The 19,288-nt window shown below is 50.8% G+C and carries 23 protein-coding genes and 1 pseudogene; 3 read left to right on the top strand and 21 right to left on the bottom strand.

What is annotated here, in order from left to right:
• Positions 1-41: 41 nt before the first annotated feature.
• The 8 genes from KI379_RS10110 to KI379_RS10075 all read right to left on the bottom strand — a co-directional run bounded on the left by KI379_RS10110 (position 42) and on the right by KI379_RS10075 (position 5,132).
• Positions 42-347 carry a spore coat protein gene (locus KI379_RS10110; RefSeq protein WP_116230890.1) on the bottom strand — a complete coding sequence of 102 codons (306 nt, stop codon included), beginning with the start codon at positions 345-347 and terminating at the stop codon, positions 42-44.
• Complete coding sequence (locus KI379_RS10105; protein ID WP_076169411.1) at positions 344-535, bottom strand: hypothetical protein; 192 nt, start codon at positions 533-535, stop codon at positions 344-346. Before KI379_RS10105 ends, KI379_RS10110 begins: the two co-directional genes overlap by 4 nt.
• A gap of 51 nt (positions 536-586) precedes the next feature.
• A complete protein-coding gene (locus KI379_RS10100; RefSeq protein WP_212984679.1) occupies positions 587-1,723 on the bottom strand; it encodes a zinc-dependent alcohol dehydrogenase in 1,137 nt (378 codons plus the stop codon).
• On the bottom strand, positions 1,723-2,109 hold the full coding sequence (locus KI379_RS10095; RefSeq protein ID WP_105443329.1) for a spore coat protein: 387 nt from the start codon (positions 2,107-2,109) through the stop codon (positions 1,723-1,725). The genes KI379_RS10100 and KI379_RS10095 overlap by 1 nt, the downstream gene beginning before the upstream one ends.
• A gap of 13 nt (positions 2,110-2,122) precedes the next feature.
• Positions 2,123-2,368: a spore gernimation protein GerQ gene (locus tag KI379_RS10090; RefSeq protein ID WP_145134303.1), complete on the bottom strand. Its 246-nt coding sequence runs from the start codon at positions 2,366-2,368 to the stop codon at positions 2,123-2,125.
• A 195-nt stretch (positions 2,369-2,563) separates the two neighbouring features.
• Positions 2,564-3,538 (bottom strand): aminoglycoside phosphotransferase family protein, encoded by a 975-nt coding sequence (locus tag KI379_RS10085; protein WP_212983462.1) that lies wholly within the window; start codon positions 3,536-3,538, stop codon positions 2,564-2,566.
• A gap of 199 nt (positions 3,539-3,737) precedes the next feature.
• The gene (locus KI379_RS10080; protein WP_212983461.1) at positions 3,738-4,604 is read right to left on the bottom strand and encodes a class I SAM-dependent methyltransferase; all 867 of its coding nucleotides are present in this window, start codon (positions 4,602-4,604) and stop codon (positions 3,738-3,740) included.
• A 243-nt stretch (positions 4,605-4,847) separates the two neighbouring features.
• Positions 4,848-5,132 carry a hypothetical protein gene (locus KI379_RS10075; RefSeq protein ID WP_116230894.1) on the bottom strand — a complete coding sequence of 95 codons (285 nt, stop codon included), beginning with the start codon at positions 5,130-5,132 and terminating at the stop codon, positions 4,848-4,850.
• A gap of 237 nt (positions 5,133-5,369) precedes the next feature.
• Between KI379_RS10075 and KI379_RS10070 the strand changes: the two genes are divergently transcribed.
• On the top strand, positions 5,370-6,956 hold the full coding sequence (locus KI379_RS10070; RefSeq protein WP_212983460.1) for an ATP-binding protein: 1,587 nt from the start codon (positions 5,370-5,372) through the stop codon (positions 6,954-6,956).
• Positions 6,957-7,081: 125 nt separating this feature from the next.
• On the opposite strand, the pseudogene KI379_RS10065 reads toward KI379_RS10070, so the two are convergent.
• Positions 7,082-7,390 (bottom strand): annotated as a pseudogene (locus KI379_RS10065) (carbohydrate ABC transporter permease); the annotation flags it as partial.
• Between the two features lie 138 nt (positions 7,391-7,528).
• On the opposite strand from KI379_RS10065, the gene KI379_RS10060 reads away from it, so the two are divergent.
• Together KI379_RS10060 and KI379_RS10055 are read left to right on the top strand one after the other, a co-directional pair.
• Positions 7,529-7,612 (top strand): hypothetical protein, encoded by an 84-nt coding sequence (locus KI379_RS10060; protein WP_244879364.1) that lies wholly within the window; start codon positions 7,529-7,531, stop codon positions 7,610-7,612.
• A 68-nt stretch (positions 7,613-7,680) separates the two neighbouring features.
• Positions 7,681-8,283, top strand: a complete 603-nt coding sequence (locus tag KI379_RS10055; protein WP_212969438.1) for a chorismate mutase — start codon at positions 7,681-7,683, stop codon at positions 8,281-8,283.
• A 178-nt stretch (positions 8,284-8,461) separates the two neighbouring features.
• Here the strand turns inward: KI379_RS10055 and KI379_RS10050 are convergent, their stop codons facing one another.
• The 12 genes from KI379_RS10050 to pyrH all read right to left on the bottom strand — a co-directional run bounded on the left by KI379_RS10050 (position 8,462) and on the right by pyrH (position 18,784).
• Complete coding sequence (locus tag KI379_RS10050; protein ID WP_076167091.1) at positions 8,462-9,208, bottom strand: SDR family oxidoreductase; 747 nt, start codon at positions 9,206-9,208, stop codon at positions 8,462-8,464.
• A 25-nt stretch (positions 9,209-9,233) separates the two neighbouring features.
• Positions 9,234-9,563 carry an antibiotic biosynthesis monooxygenase family protein gene (locus tag KI379_RS10045; RefSeq protein WP_212968833.1) on the bottom strand — a complete coding sequence of 110 codons (330 nt, stop codon included), beginning with the start codon at positions 9,561-9,563 and terminating at the stop codon, positions 9,234-9,236.
• A 115-nt stretch (positions 9,564-9,678) separates the two neighbouring features.
• Positions 9,679-10,386 (bottom strand): Crp/Fnr family transcriptional regulator, encoded by a 708-nt coding sequence (locus tag KI379_RS10040; RefSeq protein ID WP_212968834.1) that lies wholly within the window; start codon positions 10,384-10,386, stop codon positions 9,679-9,681.
• 220 nt (positions 10,387-10,606) lie between these two features.
• Positions 10,607-11,458 (bottom strand): MBL fold metallo-hydrolase, encoded by an 852-nt coding sequence (locus KI379_RS10035; protein WP_212983459.1) that lies wholly within the window; start codon positions 11,456-11,458, stop codon positions 10,607-10,609.
• Positions 11,459-11,576: 118 nt separating this feature from the next.
• Positions 11,577-12,323 carry a WecB/TagA/CpsF family glycosyltransferase gene (locus KI379_RS10030; RefSeq protein ID WP_212983458.1) on the bottom strand — a complete coding sequence of 249 codons (747 nt, stop codon included), beginning with the start codon at positions 12,321-12,323 and terminating at the stop codon, positions 11,577-11,579.
• Positions 12,320-12,850 (bottom strand): GNAT family N-acetyltransferase, encoded by a 531-nt coding sequence (locus KI379_RS10025; protein ID WP_212983457.1) that lies wholly within the window; start codon positions 12,848-12,850, stop codon positions 12,320-12,322. Before KI379_RS10025 ends, KI379_RS10030 begins: the two co-directional genes overlap by 4 nt.
• Positions 12,851-13,037: 187 nt before the next feature.
• Positions 13,038-13,412, bottom strand: a complete 375-nt coding sequence (locus KI379_RS10020; protein ID WP_212968838.1) for a DUF4180 domain-containing protein — start codon at positions 13,410-13,412, stop codon at positions 13,038-13,040.
• Between the two features lie 58 nt (positions 13,413-13,470).
• On the bottom strand, positions 13,471-14,301 hold the full coding sequence (locus KI379_RS10015; RefSeq protein WP_212983456.1) for an SDR family NAD(P)-dependent oxidoreductase: 831 nt from the start codon (positions 14,299-14,301) through the stop codon (positions 13,471-13,473).
• A gap of 75 nt (positions 14,302-14,376) precedes the next feature.
• Complete coding sequence (locus KI379_RS10010; protein WP_212983455.1) at positions 14,377-14,964, bottom strand: TetR/AcrR family transcriptional regulator; 588 nt, start codon at positions 14,962-14,964, stop codon at positions 14,377-14,379.
• A gap of 152 nt (positions 14,965-15,116) precedes the next feature.
• Complete coding sequence (locus KI379_RS10005) at positions 15,117-16,193, bottom strand: NAD(P)-dependent alcohol dehydrogenase (RefSeq protein ID WP_212984678.1); 1,077 nt, start codon at positions 16,191-16,193, stop codon at positions 15,117-15,119.
• Positions 16,194-16,434: 241 nt separating this feature from the next.
• Positions 16,435-17,895, bottom strand: coding sequence for an MDR family MFS transporter (locus KI379_RS10000; RefSeq protein ID WP_212983454.1), 1,461 nt, complete (start codon positions 17,893-17,895; stop codon positions 16,435-16,437).
• A gap of 151 nt (positions 17,896-18,046) precedes the next feature.
• A complete protein-coding gene (gene pyrH / locus KI379_RS09995) occupies positions 18,047-18,784 on the bottom strand; it encodes a UMP kinase (protein WP_076167116.1) in 738 nt (245 codons plus the stop codon).
• Between the last annotated feature and the right edge of the window lie 504 nt (positions 18,785-19,288).

Raw genomic sequence — 19,288 nt, 5'->3', positions numbered from 1 at the left:
GTATGCAGTTACCGATAAGATGCCTGATTCAAATCAAGCTGTTACGGTGTGGGAAAAGGAATGCTCTGCGCGGTCCGGATCTGCTGCAGATCGACACGCAATTGCTCCTGCACGCTGAAAGGATGGTACAGCCCCTTGGCGATCGCGTATTTGGTAATCTTCTCATGCGTCTCGATCGCCTGTTCCAATTGCCGCTCCAGGATTCCTTTGATTTCCGGAGTGACGCATTCCGTTACGGCCATCGCCAAATTCCGGACGCCGCTCTTGGCGGTGACCAGAAAGTCCATGGCAATCACATCGTCGGTTAATTTGTTCATGCCGGTCATGTATTCCAGTACAGGATTCATTGCAGCGTCTCCTTTCCTTTGTTCAGAACGGCTGCAAGCTCGGCCAGCTGATCGGATGACATCGCGGCATCCTGCTGGAGAATGAGCTTGAGCTCAGGATCTGTGACCAGCGCCTGCATCGTTTTAGACTTTGTCATACAGACCGTCTTGAAGGCGGCAATTTCATGCGCCTCCAACAATTCATGCATAGCATACGTTGGATTTATCAAGAACTTCACTCCCTTGTGTTGTCAAGTACTTTACGGCTTTAAAATAACTTTGATGCAGTTGTCCGTCTTCGTATCGAACATTTCGTATCCGCGTTTGGCTTCGCTGAGCGGGATGACATGCGTAATGATGTCGGCTACGTCGACTTTGCCGGACGTCACCAATTCATACATATAAGGCATATAGTGAATGACCGGAGCTTGTCCGGAGCGGATGTTCACATTGCGCTCCATGATGTCCCCTAGCGGGAATCCGTTGTAGCGGCCGCCATACACGCCTGTAATTTGAATCGTTCCGCCCTTGCGAACGGCCTGGGAGGCGATGATCAAGGCGCTCATGGTGCCTCCTTGCAGCTTTAATCCGCTCGCCAGAAACTCGAGGTCGCTCATCTTCCCGTCCATTCCCACCGCGTCAATGACCACGTCAGCTCCGCCCTTGGTGATTTCCTTCAGGTATGCACCAACATTGTCGTGCTGCTCGAAATTGACGGTCTCAACATGATTGTTCTTTTTGGCATGCTGCAGCCGGTAATCCACATAATCGACGGCGATGACCCGCTTCGCCCCTTTGAGCCAGCAGAACTTTTGCGCCAGCAGTCCAACCGGCCCGCAGCCAAGAACGACTACAGTATCCCCCTGCTTGACGCCGGCATTGTCTACGCTCCAATAGGCGGTTGGCATCACATCGGCGATTAGAGCAAGGCTCTCATCCGGCCGCTCGCTGTTTTCCGGAATTTTGAAGTGCGTGAAATTGGCGAATGGAACCCGCAAATACTCGGCCTGCCCGCCCGGATGACCGCCGGTCGTTCCCGAGTAGCCGAAATACGCACCCATGTCCCCGTTGTCGTTCGAATTGTCGCATTGGCTCTCCAGATGATTTTTACAGTAAAAGCATTCACCGCAGGCAATCGTAAACGGGATAATGACCCGGTCGCCTTTCTTCAGCTTGGTGACTTCGGGCCCTACTTCCTCCACTATCCCCATCGGTTCATGACCGATGACGTAATCCTCCTGCAGATTAGGAATCATGCCGTGGATCAGATGCAGGTCGGAGCCGCAAATAGCGGTGCTGGTCAGCTTGACGATCATGTCATCCGGTTTTTGAATTTTCGGATCGGGGACGTCCTTGACGACGACGTTTTTAACCCCTTGGTACGTAACGGCTTTCATCATGCTCGGCTTTCCTCCATATGCTCATCGGGCGTCCGGTCGAACATCCCTTTGCGCGAAGTATCTGCGGGGAACAGATTCATCCCGGCAATCATGGCTGTGTTTTTGGCCGACAGCTGGTCCAGCTGGTACTGCTCGTGCAGCTCATATGGGTGAAACCATTTCTTACGGATCATCAGCTCGGTGATTTCCTGATGGAGGGCAATCCCCTGCTTCAGCTGCTTTTTCAGCAGTTCCCTCGCTTCTGTGGATACAGTTTCGGTCAGGGCAACCGCGGTATTACGAACCCCTTCCTTCGCCCGGATCAAAAAGTCCATAGCAAAAGTCATATCGGCCATCTCCGGCATGTTGAGCGAATTGATCGGATCTAAATAATCGTTGTTCATCAGAGTATCACCTTCAATTTAGGATGGGGGCAGGCTTGCTTTCCGGGACCGGAGCCTGAAACGGAGCTCGTTCATAAATCGCCTTCAGTTCGTTGATGGCCTGTGTGGACTGTTCAACGTCCTTTTGCATCAGCACCTTCAGTTCTTTGTCAAAAACCATCCCCTGCATCAGCTTCGATTTGGCGACGCAGAGCGTTTTAAAATTCAGCACTTCATGAAGATCGATCGATTCATGGGGTGCAAGCGGAAAATCCTTCATGTCTGACCTGTACCTCCTTTATTTAACGATGTCTGCAAGGATAGGTTATCCTCCTGTGTATAGCTTGATTCAGTTTCCGCGGCACTCCCGGGAACATAAAATTTGCCTGCCGGGCGCTCCTAACAAAAAAGAAGCCTCTGAGAGAGACTTCTACAGTTAATGGAATGTTATCGGCGTGTATTTATCCTATTTCACTTAATTATGAACATATTTCAAGGCGCACTTCAGATGATGATCCACGATACCCTGGGCAAGCTGCCGGTCGGGAAAGCCGCGGTGAAGCAGCTTTAAGCCGCCTCCGATTAAGGAGAGATGGTGGTGCAGGCGGTAGAAGGCCATCCGCTCGGGATCCAGATGGTCCTGACGGAAATACCGGTAATGCTCCCCGAACCGAAACTCGAGAAAGCTGTGCTCATGCTCAATGTCGAAATAGGTAACACCTTCAATATCGATCAGATACGGCTCCAGATTCGCATTCACCAAAATGTGGTCCGGTCCAAGCTCGCCATGAATCAGTCCGTAAGATGTCCTTGGACGAATTCGCGATGAACATTCCTGAAGGACGGACATAAGCCCCTCTTGAGCAGCCGCAATCTCAGGCAAATAAGAGGCGGCATACGTGATCTGCCTGAAGGCATTGTCCATCAGCTCCTGCTGGCAGGACTTCTGCGGAGGCTTGATTTGGCCGGGCCGCCCGTGAACATCTCTCGCGCAATCGTGCATATTGGCTATCATCTCCCCGATCCGCCGAAACAATCGCTGCTGCTCCGCTGTATCCGGGTGTGCAAAATAGTCTTCCGCTTTGCCGCCCCCAATACGTTCGACTAGCGCATAATCAAACGCATACTCCCGGCGCTCCAGATTAAGGTTATACAGCTCGGGTGTAGGAATGCCCAATTGGGTTAATACGCGGTTGTTCTCGCCAAACAAGTCGGCTCCATAGGAGCGCATATCATGATCCGAATGTTCGATTTCTTCCCGAAAGTAATTCATGGATAAATCCCAAACGTACAGCATACAGGAAAAACCGTTCAGGAAATCGAGCTGATAGACGACCTTCTGGGCCCCTCCGTTCAGCCGCGTAATCTGTGAGATTGCGTAATCCGATCCGAATACCTGCTTGGTATAATGCGTTAAATCCGCCTCGGAAAGATGACATGCATTTTCCATATTGTTTTCCCCGTTTCTATGATTGGATTGCCGGCATCACCAACTATATCCCAGGTCCCTGCTGAAAATATAGACTGTTTCTTTCGGTTCTGTTATGATGTTGAATAAGGTCTGGTTAAAAATGGTCGTAAGCAAAAGGAGCTGTCCCGGAAGGTCAATGACCCTTGGGAACAGCTCCTTTTTTATATGTTACACGGACTTATCGGACTACCGTACCGAACGTAATTTTCATGCTCGGCGCATGGGCGAACGCAACCGACGGCGTATTGACTTGGGATAACAGGTCCTCGGCGATATAGAGCCGTTCTGCTTCCTCCTGGGTTAGCCCCCGCTCAATCAGCGCTTGAATAAAGTCTTCCTCCTGACCCGGGCATTCAAACTGTAGGTTGCTGAACAAAGCCCTCATCTCCTCGGAATCCTGGGCTGGGTCGTAATAGTTCACCTTATCGCTGATTCTGCTCTCGATCCGGCGCAGCCCCAGCTGCGAAAAGTAAACCGGAAGCTTCATGCCGATGTTGGCGTCCTTCCCGGTCCGTAAAGCATCCTGTTCATGCAGCTTCTGCAGGGGGCCAAGCGGCATGACTTCCGTAGATAAAACATCATCAAAATAATAGCTCGACATGGAAGCACAGCCGTGGGGTTCGTAACAAATGACCGTTCCTCCGTCCTTCACACTTTCGGCCATCTTGGCCAGCAGCTGCAGGGGATCGGATCTATGCATAAGCACTGCGTGCGATACGGCGACATCAAAGGCGCTGCCCAGGTCAGCATCCATGAGCTCCGCCCGAATGAACTCGGCCTTCCAGGGCAGGTGAGCGTACAGCTCATTGGCCGACTCAATCTGTCTTGCTCCCGGATCGATCCCCGTATAGGTTGAGCCTTCCGGTAGGTGCGGAAGCATCATCAAACCCAGCTGCCCGTAACCGCAGCCGAAATCGACGATCCGAACCGGAGTTTCCCATTTCCAAACCGATTTGACCAAAAACGCGATGTAGTCGTCATTATAATAAAGACTCATTCTCCGGCGCAAATACCCCATCTTCTCATCCCAATCATAAGACTCCACTGTTTCACACTCCCCGATTGTTCTGGTCATCCATACTGATACACAGTCAACAATAGTGGATATCCCCGGAAAAGTATAGCTTTAAAGTGGAGCCTGCGGGATATTTTTATAAAGCTTTGTCCGAATGAGGCATCGTCAGGCGGTCGGTAGCTAAAGCGAGTGCTGTACATACGAAAAGCCCGGCATTCCAGGACTTATCCTGAAGCTGCCGGGCTTTGCACTTGTTTATGCTCTTTGAATCGTTCACGAAAGATTTAATGCGAGCACCGGCACCCCAATGCCCAGTACCCACAAGAGCGGAATCGAATTCACGATGACCGCCGCTCTCTTCCTCTTCTTGTAGAACACCCAGGCCATAATGGCACAGGCAATGGTGACGAGCGGATAAACGCCGATCACGGACACCAAGGCGATGGCCGCTCCACTGATTCCGCTGTCAAACCCCATGAACGAAATTCCCCAAATCAGCAGCCACGGAACAAAACATAACACATAGATGATCTGGCTGATGACAAAATACGTCCGCATGACACTCCCCCTGGTTTTCGTTCGTACCGGATCCTTCCGGTTTCCTCCACCCCGGAATAATCCGCCGGGTTATGAGGTTATTTATACCATAAAATCTGTTTTCTCCATAGGAGAAAAAAAATCATGATCATTTCCAAGGCGACACGGAAATTCGACATTGTTTTCAGGGCCTATCCGATATAATGGCAGTAGATAAGGGCTTGCTGAAATTTCACTATTTTCCCTAGGAGCATAAACATGATCGTAAAACAGACAAGACACGTCTTGATTCCTTCCTTAACTACATTTATCATGTTATCTTCCATTCTGTTGGGCAAAGCCGACAGCATCTTTCTGCTATTTCTCTCCGGAGCGATGCTGACGGGGATCATGATTTTTTTCGCCGAGTCCAGCAGCCGTTCCTTGCTTCTTCAATCCGTAAGCCTCGCCTTCTTCCATTGGAGTTCCCAGCTCAATTGGACGCAAATCATTTACTTTATATTAATTATTATGGAAACCCGAAATACGAGAAACTTGAAGTATACGCTGTCGCTCGCTTTTGCTTATTCCATGTTGTATACCGTCATCCGGCTAAGCTACCTCCCCTGGGACCGTTACAATTTATTGGTCTCGGTCTACGATCTGGTTAGTCTCGTATTAATCGTCCTTGGAATGCGTTATCTCGTCACAACCGAGATTGAAAGAAAGCGCCTTTTGAGGCGAAACCAGTTTCTCGCATCGCATGATCCGCTGACCGGTTTTTTGAACTACGACGGTTATGTCAGTGCCGTCAACGAACTGGTTGAAAAGAAAAAATCGCCGTTTGTGCTGATCCTGCTCGATTTTCAGGACTTTAAAAGCCTAAATAAGGAAAGCATCCGCGGCGGCAACGAAATTTTGACGAGAATATCGCTCATCATCCGGACTTACTTCCCGAGCGCCTTCGCCATTTCCCGTTATGCCGGGGACCGGTTCGCCATGGTGATCCCGGATACCGATGGGTCGCTTGGACAAGCCCAGGATATTCTTGAATCGGGCAAGCTCGGCTACGAGGTAACTTACAGCACGGCCCGGTTTCCCCGGGAAAGCACAACCTCGCATGATATTATCATGCTGGCCGAAGACCGGCTGTTTCAGAAAAAGAGGATGCTGTGGCTGAAGCGGGAGGAAGAAATGTTCCGAAGCGAAAAGCTGAAAATCGTCGGCGAGCTTGCTGCGGGCATGGCTCATGAAATCCGGAATCCGCTCACAACGCTGAAGGGCTTCATCCATCTGTCCAAATCGCAGTCGTACAATATCGGGCCATGGGTCGATATCATCACCAACGAGATCACGCGCATGAACGAGCTGACAGCGGAGTTTCTGCAGTTTTCCAAGCCCCATCTTGGCAACATCCGGCCCGAGCCCATCTCGCATTGCGTGGAAAGAGCGAGAAATTTAACCGAATCGCAAGTGACTTCCAGAGGGCACAGCATCAGCATGGAGAATGTCAGCGATTCCGTTATGGTTGAAATGGAGCGGGATAAAATCGTGCAAGTGCTGATTAATCTGGTGCGCAATGCCATCGAGGCAATGGAACAGCCGGGTCATATCCATATTCAGGTGCAGCAAACGGATTCGGTGGTAACCATTGACGTGTCCGATACGGGAAAAGGGATCCCCGAAGACCTGCTCCCGAAAATCTTCGATCCGTTCTATACGACCAAGGAAGAAGGAACCGGCCTCGGCCTATCCATCTGCCATAAAATCATCCAGGACCACAACGGTACGCTCACCGTCAAAAGCATGGAATCCGAAGGATCCGTCTTCACGATTACGCTGCCGGTATTGACCGAAGGAGCTTAATCGTCGACACCTGCCATCGAAACGATTCTAAAGGTCCGATCATTATGATGATTCGATGATACAATAGCCGCCGGGCACAGCTGCCCGGCGGCTTTATTCATTCGTGCTGGCATGAACCCGCTCCGCTAACCTTTGACCGAGCCGATCATGACGCCTTTTTCAAAGTACTTCTGAATAAACGGATACACGATAAGAATCGGCAGTGTGGATACGATGATCACCGCATATTTGACCTGATCCGCATACTGCTGCGCATACCCTCCGGCAGCTCCGCCGGAGCCTGCTCCGGATGAAAACACCTGGTTGGACAGCAGGATGTCCCGCAGCACGATTTGCAGAGGCTGGAGCGAATTGCTCTGGATATAGATGAGTCCGGTAAAAAAATCGTTCCAATGGGCGACTAAATAATACAGGGCGATGACAGACACAACCGCTGGTTCGTATCGGTCAGCAGATATTTGGCCAGCTCCATTTTTTGTTGCAAAATGTACTGTTTCAGCCTGAGACGGTTGTAAACAGATGGGACAGGTACTTCTTCCAGTCAGCTCGGCTACAGCGACCCGCATCACTTCATGAAATCCTTCAAAAAAATCGTGGGGTTGACCCCGACGGAATTCCGCAACGCATACTCGAAGCGGCTGCTATTTTATGAATGATTCTTCACTGATCGTTTTCCAACATTTAGCACTTTGGGGTACAATAGAATATATGAGGAGGAATGATGATGAAACGGATGCCTTTCACACGACCGACCGAGCATTACGATGAACGCATGCTCCCCATCGACAGACAAATCTGCCAGTTGCTGCAGCAGCGCAAAGAGATTTCGGAAGGAAATCCGGGCTACCCGCCTTTCGCGTACATTGACCAATGGGCGGCCGAAACGGGGCTTTATGAGGATTTTCTAAAAATGATCTTTGGTGCCATCCGATCCGACGAGTATTTCAAACCGATGGTCGAACCCGCCGGTTTTATCAAGCATGTTCCGGTATTAGTATCGCAGGAGCATGAGGGGTACTTTTTCACGCTGACTTCGGTTCGGCAATACGCCAATGCCAGCGTCGTGACGCTACATGTAGACGGTGATGTGACAATTCCGGAAAGCTCGACTGACATATCCAACTTCGCGTTAGATATGGGAGAGCCCTATGATTGCCGGATGGATCGGGGCGTAAGCTGCTCCGGTAACGCAACTTATAATTACGTGGTGTCTCCGCCACTGCCGGACAAGCTTTCAGGCTTTGAATTCGTGTTCAGGGAGGAAATCGGATCCCCCTTCGGCGGCGAGCCGACCGGAAAGGAAGTCCGATTCCGCATAGAGGAATAATCAGTCTGGTAAATGACAGGTTGTCAAATTAAGTGCGACAGCTCGTCCACGAATGCTTCGCCCAATCCGTCGCAGTATGAAAATCAGGCAGAGAGCCTATATAGACTCCTCTGCCTGATTTGATACATGGGCTTATTAGGAATTGCTTAAATGACAACCCATCCCTTCTGATTCAAGGTCAAACTTGAGCCATACCGCCATCTACGAACAATTCGATGCCGTTCACATAACTGCTTTCCTCCGACGCCAGAAACATCACCGCGCTGGCAATCTCCTCCGTCTTGCCCAAGCGGCTTAGCGGAACGACATTCTTCGCCGAATCAAGAACTTGATTTAGCGCTTCGCCAAAAAGATCATTATACGCTGGCGTGTGGACCGTGCCAGGGCTCACTACATTAAGTCGTATCCCTGTGCCTTTCAAATCCATTATCCAGCTCCTAGCCATCTGACGGAGAGCCGCCTTGGTACCTCCGTAGACACTAAACGCTGCTTCGCCGATCGTACCCGCCGTCGAGCCGGTTAAGATGATGTTTCCTGTCATATTTGGAAACAGCGGCAAAGCCTTTTGGATGGTGAACAAAGTACCCTTTACGTTCACGTTGAAGGTTGTGTCGTACTGCTCTTCCGTAATCTGACCCAAGGGCAGAAAGCTGCCAAGTCCAGCGTTTGCGAATAGAATATCCAGATGTCCTTTCTCCTGCTTTACCGTATCGTACAGTTTGTCTAGGTCCTTCAAATTAGAAATATCACCTTGAACGCCGGTAACCCGGTCACCGATCAATTTTACTGCCGCGTCCAGCTCGCTTTGCCTACGGCCGGTAATGAATACGTAGGCCCCTTCCGAAACGAATCGTTGTGCCGTTGTAAGTCCAATACCGCTTGTTCCTCCGGTAACAACGACTACCTTTCCTTCAAATTTCCCCATATCTATATGCCTCCCATCAACGTCATCACGCATTCGTGATATGACTTCCCCATTCGCCCTTCGGCTGCAACCAGCTGACGCTTCTATCCACAATGAAATCGCCCAGTGTTCGTTCGTAATCCTTGCGGTATGGTTTAATAAACTCTTCCGCAAGCCAGCTATCTCTCGTGCCTTGCCATGTTTCATAAATAATCAAGTCATCCGGCTGATCCAGATCGTCCGAAACAATGGCGCTAATGAATGCCTTCTCGGATGACATCTCCTCAATAAGGGAATACAGCTCCCTGCGGAATTCTTCTTTTTTCCCTGGTTTAACTTTGAATCGAATATTCAATTGGACCCGTTGATTGGACATGCTGACTCCTCCTATAAGCTTCATATTTTGCAGTAATTCCATTACGGCATTTATCATAACGCTAGATGAAAAATTCGACAGTAATTTAGATTACGAAGTTCTTACGGGTCGTGAATCAAGCCAGTTCTTTCATCGCTTTTTCGATATGAATCATGACCATTCTGCGGCTGGTCACGATAATACCTTCATTGGATAGTTCCTGTAAGGTAAGCGATACCGCTTCTCTTGTGGCACCGATCATATTGGCCAATTCTTGATGAGTCAGGGGAATATCGATTTTTCGGTATCCATTTTCTTCTATGCCGAACTTTTTAGACAATCGGTTGAGAAAGTAAAGCACTTTACCACGCAGATCTCTAAAAACCAATTTTTCCACCAATTCTTCCTGATCCCGTAGGCGTTTGCTTATTTCCGATAAAAATCGCAAAGACAATTCAGAATACTTGCGTAAAAGCGGTTCGAATTGTTCAGTCGGAATCGAAAAAACAATCGAGTCTTCCATCGTCTCCACATAAGTTCCTCTATTGCCCAATGAGAACGTTTCAACCTCGCCAAACATGCCGCCTTCGCTGAGGATGCAGACAGTATGTTGTTTGCCGGCCGAATTGGTTTTGTATAAGCGTAGTTTACCGGCGATTACGAAAAATAAGCCATTCCTTTCATCATCGGGCGTCTGAAGAATATAGTTTTTTGGAAGCTTATACGTATTTGATCTAGTTACCAATTGTTCGATTTCACGCATAACTTCTGCCGGAAGCGATTCAAATATCTTGATTTGTGGCAAAAATGAAGTTATGTTTTCCATCGCCTCATCATGTAACATTGTGACCCCTCCTTTCATTGCTGCAAGCGACTACCGCTCCACTCACCGCGATAATCGTTCCTCATGTAACACCGATAACGGAGTGTTACACTCATCATAAACCACCATAGTATCCCCTTCTGTAATGCAGATTACAAAAAAACAAACCACCTTCAAATGAAGGCGGTTTGTGGCTGCTCTAATCCATATCTTTTGACGTTATCGAATGGTCACCTTCAGTCTATGACTTCAAAGCGCTCAGTGCCGCATCCGTCACGTGGATAAATCTTTCGCCACGTGCGATCACATGAATACGCATTTCAGGAAAGTGGTCATATACATAGTCCACGAAATATCCCGGATGCTCAGCGTTCCCCGCAAAAATATCATAATGCATCGGGATCGTCATCCCGATCCCGACAGTCTTCGCCAGCTCGGCAGCTTCCCGGTAGTCCATATTGCCGATAATGCCGCGGCTGTTCCGGAATGCGTCGCGGCCATTAATCGGGAGAAGCCCGAGGTCGATCGACTCACCCTGAAGCCGTTCCGTCAATCCTTCATAAATGACCGTATCTCCGGAATGGTACACCGTAACGCCGTTCAGTTTGATCAGATACCCGACGTAACGATGATAGCCCTGCTCATCCGTTTCGAGCTCTTCATGTGCGGCCGCGATGGGGCGTATGATCACTTTATCGCCGTAATCCTGCTCCGTATCGGCGATCACGAAGCGCTCGGGGGCTACGCCCTGATTCAATATGTCCTCACGGCAGAATGCCGGTGCCATATAGACGGTCTGCGGGTTAGCCTTGGACATGGCCGCAATCGCCTCCAGGTCCATATGATCCGAATGCTCATGGGTGATCAGGCAGTAATCCGCATTCGTAATATGCTCCGGTCCGATCGGCGCCGGGTAGGTGCGATCCGGGTTATGGCTGACATACGGATCGATGTAAATGACCGTCTCCCCTCCCTTAATGATAAAACTGGCTTGTCCAAGCGGCCATACCGCGACCATGCCGTACGGCACGAAGGTTTCCTCGATTTCCTGAATCAGGAGCTGGCCTTGCTTCTGTGGCTGTGACTGGCTCATGCCTTCCTCTCCCTTCCGTTACTTTTCCGGTCATACTTATCATTACATGAAGATCCCAAGTAAGCAGCAGAACTCGCTCACCTTATCCAGGTATCTTTTAACCACCCGCTCACACGGGCTAAACGCTTCTGGATCTCTCTCTAAAAAATACCGCTTTCACCGCAAACCGGGGTAAAATCAGCTGTCTTCGCCATCTCGACGGCTGGGAAATCAGCCGGTACAGCCACTCAAGATTTAGACGCTGCCAGGCTGCCGGCGCCCGCTTCACTTTGCCGCCGATGATATCCAGACTGCCGCCGACACCGATGGCAATTTTCGCATGCAGCTTGTCCTTATGGCTATGTATCCACTTTTCTGCCCGGGGTGCGCCCAGAGCCACGATCAGAAAGTCCGGCGCGGCATCAGCAATCTCTTGTACGATTCGCGGCTCATCTTCCGGCGTAAAAAAACCGTGATGTCTGCCGCGTATGACGACGCCCGGATACTGCTGGCGAATGTTGATGACGGCCTGCCTGCTCGTTTCCTCATCCGCGCCCAGAAAGTAAAACGACCATCCCTTCCGGTCGCCCTCCTCAAGCAGCTTAAACAGCAGATCGCAGCCGGTTACCCGCTCCGGCAGGCTGCCGCCCCGCACCCGGGAGACCATGACGATGCCGATGCCATCCGCCGTGACCAAACCCGCCTCATCGACGATTTGGCGCAGCTGCGCATCCTTTTGGCAGGACATCACGATCTCCGGATTGCCGGTAACGACGTGAAACAGCCGCTGCTCCTTTTGGTCAATCACCTCTTGAAGAAGCACTACGCTCTGCTCCATCGTCAATTTCGGGAAAGGAATCCCCATAATGGGCACATGTTGATTCATCTTTCGACCACCTCTTCTGTATCGGCGTAAACGGAATATACAAGCACATCTTTGTTCCATTTGACGATTTGTTTTTCCAGCGTCATTCCGATCCGTTCGGCCACCCGAGCGGATGGTTGATTGCTGGCATCGGGAAGCGAAACGATTTTGCGAAGCTTCATCTGCTCAAATCCGTAGTGCTTGCAAGCCGATGCTGCCTCAGTGGCATAACCGTTCCCCCATACGCGTCTTGCGAACAGGTAGCCGATCTCCATTTCGCGAACCCCTTCCACAATCTGTGGAACGATGCCACACTGTCCCAGAAACTCACCGTTGATCCGGTTCTCCACGATCCATAAGCCGACACCGCATTCCTCATAATTTCGCAGCGTCCATTCAATCCATTCCAGTGTTTCTTGGTGGTCTTTGGTGGAGGGATAGTACTTCATGGCGACGGGGTCGGCAAAAATTTGCTGCAGCAACGGGACATCCTCCCGTCCCATTTGCCTCAGGATCAACCGGTCCGTACTCAGCACGACATCCTTCATCCAGGATCCCCCTTATCTTTTACAACGCGTTATATACAACGGTTATAACAACACATTCCGCTTATTCTATGCTGCGTGCAATAATGCGGGCCGGGGATGAATCCGCCCGGATCAGCAGAGGTAGCACTATCAATCATCATCGGATTCGTCAGCTCCCTGTCTCTTGCGTTTGCTAATTTCTAGGCTTTTAAGGTACCCGATGAAGGGCGGCCAGCGCCTCCTCCCGGTCCTTCTTAAAGAACACATCTTCCCCCTGATTGCATTCGTAGATGAAATCCCGCAGGCTTTTGCTGGAGTAAGCTTCAAAATCACCAACAATGGCAATTTTAAATTGATAGGTCCGATATTTTTGCAGGATTTCCCCTGCCAGCCCGGTTTTCAGCTCAAAAAACGCATCCGGCAAATTCGACTGATTCAGCAGCAGCTTATGGCACGGCCCCGATGGATCCCACCCAATGCCAGCCATCAGATCCAGAGCCGTCTGGACGTCGGCAATAACGGCATGAGGGTCGTCAAGAATGGCTACCTTCGAGCCGTCTTGTTCATGTATCGTATAGTTCATACTTTTTGCCCCCTTTCCGCTATATTACCTTGTCTGAGAAGTCTGTTCCAGTCTTTTCCTACGTCTGGTCCGGCTGAACCGCTGCTTGGCGGGCGACGCGGCACACGAGTCGCATCAGTTTGCGGTGGAGCTGCGGTAACAAAGTGAATACGACATCCATGGTGCGGCGCAGCGGCATCGGGCAAACCACAGGCTCGTTCTTGTGAACGCCCTTTATCGCAATCCGGGCGAACTGCTCGGGGCTCATCATTTTCTGTTTCTGCATCTGCTTCAGAACGAGTTCCTGATCCAAATATAGCGCTTCGCCCGTCCGATGGATCGGAGTATCCACGAATGCCGGGCATAGAGCGCTGACATGAACGCCAAATGCTTCCGCTTCATAGTGGAGGGATGTAGTCAGTCCGACCACAGCATGTTTGGTTGCAGCATACGCGGCGGAGGTTGGCGATGGCCCCAGTCCGGTCGCCGACGCGGTATTCGCAATACAGCCGAAGCCCTGCTGCTTCATAACCCGATAGGCTGCCTGAGTTCCATGGATGACGCCCCACAAGTTGACCTGAATGATCCGGTTCCAATGATCAAGTGTCATGTGGTACAGCTCCCCGTAAATGCTGATGCCCGCATTGTTGAACATATAGTCGAGCCGCCCGAACTCCTCATACACACTCTCGATCAGCCCTTCAACCTGATAGGCGTCCGTCACGTCCAGGTGGACATAACGCCCTCCCCCACCCGCAGCGGTAATTCTTCGGACCGTCTCCTCGCCGCCTGCTCGGTCCACATCGGCTGCCACAACGAAAATACGCTCCCCTGCCAACGCTTCGCAAATGGCCCGGCCAATTCCCGAAGCCCCTCCTGTGACAATAGCCACTTTACTCCATTCTGCCATATCCTTGACTCCTCCTCATCATTTTAACTTTAGAACAATTAGGACGATCGTTCTAATTTGCGTAAGCGTAAAACCTCATCGTTTGAGGATTCCGCTTAGAAACAGATCGACGCTTTTTCGGAAAAGACCATGCAGCTGTTCATGTTCCATCGTGTAAATATGCTGGCACAGCGCCCCCAGCAGCGTCCCGAATATAAATGTCGTTCCTTGAAGATCGTCGATCTCAAATTCTCCGGTATCGATCCCGTATTGGAGAATGTCCGAGTATGCCTGCATCGGCGTAACCGCCAGTCCGTACAGCTGCTGGACCGTCTCCGGACTGGTCGCCGGATTCGCCGCCAACTCCTGCCCTACCTTGAGCAGAGGGGTCTGATAATTGTTCATCACGAACGAAGACATCGCATACAATTTATCTCTGGCTGTCTTATAGTTCGGAGTTACACCGGCCCACTTCTCGCCCCAGGCCCGCATGCCGTCCAGCGCGAGATAAACGAACAGCTTTTCCTTATTCTCAAAATGGTAGTACACATGGCCCTTGCTGAACCCGGAGGCTTTGGATATATCCGAGATCGAGGTTCCGGCGAACCCCTTTTGCGAAAAGAGCTGCGCAGCCTTCTCCGCAATAATCCGCCGCGTTTCTTCACTGTCATAATGTCGTTTCAAAGCGATCTACCTTTCCTTATTTACAGAACGATCGTTCTAAAGTCATCATAAGCGATGAGGCCTGTCGCTGACAAGAAATATTTGGAATGTTCAAAAAGAAGACAAAAAGCACGGTCTAAGCCGTGCTTTTATCCTTAGAAACAAGAACCGCCTCACTCCGCCTCTGGCACGCCGTTCGGGTAGACGACAACTTTCAAGCACTCGCTTTTGTGATTTAAGGCCCGCTCCATCGCTTCCTGGGTATCCTGGAGCGAATAACGGTCCGTGACCAGCGTCATCACATCGGCAATGCCGGACTCAAGGAAGCGGATGCCTTTCGGATATGTATTGGCATACCGGAATATTCCGTAAATATCGACCTCGTTATCCGCGATAAAAGGAACATTTAGCGGAATTTCATCCTGTGCCGGCAGTCCGACAACGGCCAGCTTCCCGCCCCGGCGCAGCGAGCCCAGCGCCGTTTGCAGCGCTTTCGGATTACCGGCGGTTTCCCAAGCGACATCGACGCCCCTCCCGTCCGTCAACCGCTGAATTTCCTCCAGTGCGTCCTGTTCTGCGACGTTAATCACGTGATCCGCTCCGAGCTTCTTGGCGGCATCCAGACGCAGCAGCTCCAAATCCGTTACGATGATTTCGGCAGCACCATACGCTTTGGCCGCGACCACGGCCATCAATCCCACCGGTCCCATCCCCATGATCGCAATGGTGGATCCCGGCGTAAGCTTGCTTCTCGCCGCCGCATGGATGCCGACGGAAAACGGCTCGATCAGCGCCGCTTCCTCATAGCTCAGCGAGTCCGGGATCCGGAACACAAAATCCTGCCGGATTTTGATGTACTGGACAAAAGCCCCGTCTACCGGTGGAGTCGCCAGAAACTGTACGTCGGGACAGAGGTTATACCGCCCCTCCTTGCAGGCTTCACAGCGGCCGCAGGTCACCCCGGGCTCCACGGCTACGCGGTCTCCCACCTTGAATCCGGTTACATCTGTACCTACGGCGGCGACATCGCCCGAGCATTCATGGCCTAGGATGATTGGCTTCTCCACGACGTACTTGCCGATTCGCCCATGCGTATAATAATGGAGGTCGGATCCGCAGATGCCGACGGCCATCACTTTGATCAACACTTCGTCTGGTGCGATGTCCGGCACCGGCACCGTTTCAATCCGGATTTGGCGCGGGCTGTGCATCACAGCGGCTTGCATCGTTTGGGGAATGCTGGAGTTCATCATCTGTGTACTTCCTTCCCTTCCTGAAATCTATTATTTTCTTATCATTGTATTATAGAAACCCGCTAATATCTATGAAAACTACGGCTGATCAACAGAAAGAATCCGCACCCTCTTCGGGAGCGGATTCTTTCTGTGCAGCTGAATGCACCACCATGCAGAAGGAGCATAAGTCCCTTCACTCACGGCTATGTAATTGGATAACCGGACGGAAAACATGGCAGGCAGGGGCATCAACCCCTTAGGATTCAGCAGGACCTTTGGTCCGTTTGAAGAACAATGCCAGAATCAACGCCACGATGGAGAAGCCAAATCCGATGACAAACGCGTTATGCACACCGGCTACCATCGCTTGAGCCATTTGCCCAGGCGCTGTTGGATCCGAAGAGACCTTCAGGAAGCTGGCTTGGCCGTTGGACATGACGCTGATAAAGAAGGCCACGCCAATCGCACCCGCCACCTGCTGGAGCGTATTCAAGATCGCCGTACCGTGCGGATAATACCGGGCTGGAAGCTGGTTCATGCCGTTCGTCTGCGCCGGCATCATGATCATAGAGATGGAAATCATCATGCAGATATGCAGAATGAGCAGCGTGACTTTGCTCGTTTCAACCGATACCTGTGTAAAGAACCACATAATGATCACCAGAGCAGCCGTTCCCGGAATGATCAGCGCCCGTGGACCGAACTTATCAAACAGTTTACCGGTAATCGGCGAGATCAAGCCGTTGAGCAAGCTCCCTGGAAGCATCAGCAGACCGGAAGCGAATACCGTCATGCCGAGTGCGCCCTGAAACAGGAACGGCAGCAGCGACATGGAGGAGAACAGCGTCATCATCATAATGATCAGCATGATCGCCGTCAGGGTAAACGCCGGGAATCTGAAGGATCGGATATCCATTAAAGGATCTTTCAGCCGGAGCTGACGAATCACGAACAGCAGCAGGGCAACCGCGCCGACAATAATGGTCCAATACACTTTGGGATGCGACCAGCCCGCTCCACCTTCACCCAGACTGCTGAAGCCATAGACGATTCCGCCGAATCCGATCGTTGACAGAATGATTGACAGAACGTCCACTTTGGGTTTGGTAGGCTGCGAGACATTTTTCAAATACACAAACGCGATGATGATCGAAATGATGGCAAACGGCAGAACTAAGTAGAACAGCCATCTCCATTCAAACGAATCGAGAATCAATCCCGACAACGTCGGACCGATCGCTGGAGCGAACATAATAACGAGACCGATACTGCCCATGGCGGCTCCGCGTTTTTCCGGCGGATACAGTATCAGGATCGTATTCATCATAACCGGAAGCATCAAACCGCTACCTGCGGCCTGAAGCAAACGGCCGATCAGCAGGAATTCAAAGCCCGGGGCGAAGGCACAGACAAACGTTCCCACCGTGAAAATGATCATGGCTCCAAGGAACATTTGCCTCGTCGTAAACCACTGGACCAGCAGCGCTGATGCGGGAACCAGAACGCCGACGACCAGCATGTAGCCTGTGGCCAGCCATTGCAGCGTAGAGGCCGAGACTTTGAGCTCAACCATCAATTCCGGAAAAGCGATATTGAGCAGCGTCTCATTTAAGATGGAAAAGAACGCCCCCACAATTAATGAGACTAATATAGGCAGCTTCTTGATATGGCTGATATCAGCCGGTGCAGATGCAGCTGCGGCACCTGATGGATTCATATATTCTCCCTCCTGTTTCTTGCAATATGTCTATATTTGGCATCAGCGAGCCTATTTTACCACATAACTCCATGAAAATGTTTCTTATAAATTGCTTTTTTTAAATGATTTATTATTTTAGTCATTTAAGTATTATTCCACCGTTTAGAAGTTACTCATAAGCCAGTACAGAATCGCGGCTGATGATCGTGCCTTGATGCTTCCCTTCGCACAATTCTCTCATTGAACCCGGCTTGTCAAAGTTGAATACATGAATAGGCAGATGGTAGTCCCGGGCCAGAATAAAGGCCGATTGATCCATAATTTTCAGATCGTGCCGGATGACGTCGTCATAATGCAGCGACTTGAATTTTCTGGCGGAGGGATCCGTCTTCGGATCGGCGCTCAGCACACCGTCCACTCCCTGCTTGGCAACGAGGAGCGCGTCGCAGTTCACCTCGATCGCCCGCTGCACCGAGGGGTAGTCGGTCGTGACGTACGGCTGGCCGTTCCCGCCGGCGAAAATGACGATATACCCTTTCTCCAGATGGTGTATGGCGCGCAATCGAATATACGGCTCGGCCACCGAAGCGATGGGGAGCGAGGTCATGACCCGGACCTCCTTGTCCGTCTTCGCTTTGAGAACACCACGCAGCATCAGGCTGTTGACGACGGTGGCCAGCGTGCCGATATTATCGGCCTCCGCCCTTTCGATGCCCCAGGTTTCCGCCATGTTTCCCCGGAATATGTTGCCGCCGCCAATGACCAGGGAAACCTCCACTCCCATACTCACAACGGATAAAATTTCGTCCGCGATATGCTCAAGCCGGCCCGGATCAAAGCCGAACTGGCTCGTTCCTGCCACCGCTCCGCCGCTAAGCTTAATTAACACTCTTTGGTACGCCGCCATGGATCAAACACTCCTTTCGGTTCCGAAAAAATGACTATCGTGATACGCTCACCTAGATAAATAAGCTTCCTCAGTATTGGTTTCGAAACATCCAAATTCCTTCAGCCAACACCGATAATCAGAAGTCCAAAAAGAAAACACTAAAGCCGCTTATGCCTTAGTGTTCAACGCTTCCTTCATATGCCGTTTTCTCAATCATGGAATGTATGCACCGCTTGAACACCAGGGATCCTCCTTTGAAATCCGTTTTTTACCAAGCAGATTATATCCTGAAAGGTTCGTCTGAAGCAACTATGGCCGCAGAGAGGCGGTCTGGCGGAGTGGACAGACCTACCTTGTGACAAATGAATAGTGTCTAAGTTGTACGATAAGATGGGTTTGCAGGTCGGAGATAAGTGTGGACTATTTTGGTTTTCTATTGTGAATTTTTCATATGTTGAAATATGGATATCAGCGGTTGTTGATTCGCTCTTTTTCCAAAGGTTGGCGTCATCGTTGATGTAA

This window comes from Paenibacillus cineris (genome assembly GCF_018333335.1).
Taxonomy (GTDB): Bacteria; Bacillota; Bacilli; order Paenibacillales; family Paenibacillaceae; genus Paenibacillus_AQ; species Paenibacillus_AQ favisporus.
The sequence above is the reverse complement of the archived record's forward strand: the minus strand, read 5'-3'. Positions and strand labels throughout refer to the sequence as shown.

Excerpts from the sequence above, each read along its gene's own strand:
- KI379_RS10110 (WP_116230890.1), bottom strand. The coding sequence starts at position 347 with ATGAATCCTGTACTGGAATACATGACCGGCATGAACAAATTAACCGAC.
- KI379_RS10105 (WP_076169411.1), bottom strand. The coding sequence starts at position 535 with ATGCATGAATTGTTGGAGGCGCATGAAATTGCCGCCTTCAAGACGGTC.
- KI379_RS10100 (WP_212984679.1), bottom strand. The coding sequence starts at position 1,723 with ATGAAAGCCGTTACGTACCAAGGGGTTAAAAACGTCGTCGTCAAGGAC.
- KI379_RS10095 (WP_105443329.1), bottom strand. The coding sequence starts at position 2,109 with ATGAACAACGATTATTTAGATCCGATCAATTCGCTCAACATGCCGGAG.
- KI379_RS10090 (WP_145134303.1), bottom strand. The coding sequence starts at position 2,368 with ATGAAGGATTTTCCGCTTGCACCCCATGAATCGATCGATCTTCATGAA.
- KI379_RS10085 (WP_212983462.1), bottom strand. The coding sequence starts at position 3,538 with ATGGAAAATGCATGTCATCTTTCCGAGGCGGATTTAACGCATTATACC.
- KI379_RS10075 (WP_116230894.1), bottom strand. The coding sequence starts at position 5,132 with ATGCGGACGTATTTTGTCATCAGCCAGATCATCTATGTGTTATGTTTT.
- KI379_RS10070 (WP_212983460.1), top strand. The coding sequence starts at position 5,370 with ATGATCGTAAAACAGACAAGACACGTCTTGATTCCTTCCTTAACTACA.
- KI379_RS10060 (WP_244879364.1), top strand. The coding sequence starts at position 7,529 with ATGAAATCCTTCAAAAAAATCGTGGGGTTGACCCCGACGGAATTCCGC.
- KI379_RS10055 (WP_212969438.1), top strand. The coding sequence starts at position 7,681 with ATGAAACGGATGCCTTTCACACGACCGACCGAGCATTACGATGAACGC.
- KI379_RS10050 (WP_076167091.1), bottom strand. The coding sequence starts at position 9,208 with ATGGGGAAATTTGAAGGAAAGGTAGTCGTTGTTACCGGAGGAACAAGC.
- KI379_RS10045 (WP_212968833.1), bottom strand. The coding sequence starts at position 9,563 with ATGTCCAATCAACGGGTCCAATTGAATATTCGATTCAAAGTTAAACCA.
- KI379_RS10040 (WP_212968834.1), bottom strand. The coding sequence starts at position 10,386 with ATGTTACATGATGAGGCGATGGAAAACATAACTTCATTTTTGCCACAA.
- KI379_RS10035 (WP_212983459.1), bottom strand. The coding sequence starts at position 11,458 with ATGAGCCAGTCACAGCCACAGAAGCAAGGCCAGCTCCTGATTCAGGAA.
- KI379_RS10030 (WP_212983458.1), bottom strand. The coding sequence starts at position 12,323 with ATGAATCAACATGTGCCCATTATGGGGATTCCTTTCCCGAAATTGACG.
- KI379_RS10025 (WP_212983457.1), bottom strand. The coding sequence starts at position 12,850 with ATGAAGGATGTCGTGCTGAGTACGGACCGGTTGATCCTGAGGCAAATG.
- KI379_RS10020 (WP_212968838.1), bottom strand. The coding sequence starts at position 13,412 with ATGAACTATACGATACATGAACAAGACGGCTCGAAGGTAGCCATTCTT.
- KI379_RS10015 (WP_212983456.1), bottom strand. The coding sequence starts at position 14,301 with ATGGCAGAATGGAGTAAAGTGGCTATTGTCACAGGAGGGGCTTCGGGA.
- KI379_RS10005 (WP_212984678.1), bottom strand. The coding sequence starts at position 16,193 with ATGAACTCCAGCATTCCCCAAACGATGCAAGCCGCTGTGATGCACAGC.
- KI379_RS10000 (WP_212983454.1), bottom strand. The coding sequence starts at position 17,895 with ATGAATCCATCAGGTGCCGCAGCTGCATCTGCACCGGCTGATATCAGC.
- pyrH (WP_076167116.1), bottom strand. The coding sequence starts at position 18,784 with ATGGCGGCGTACCAAAGAGTGTTAATTAAGCTTAGCGGCGGAGCGGTG.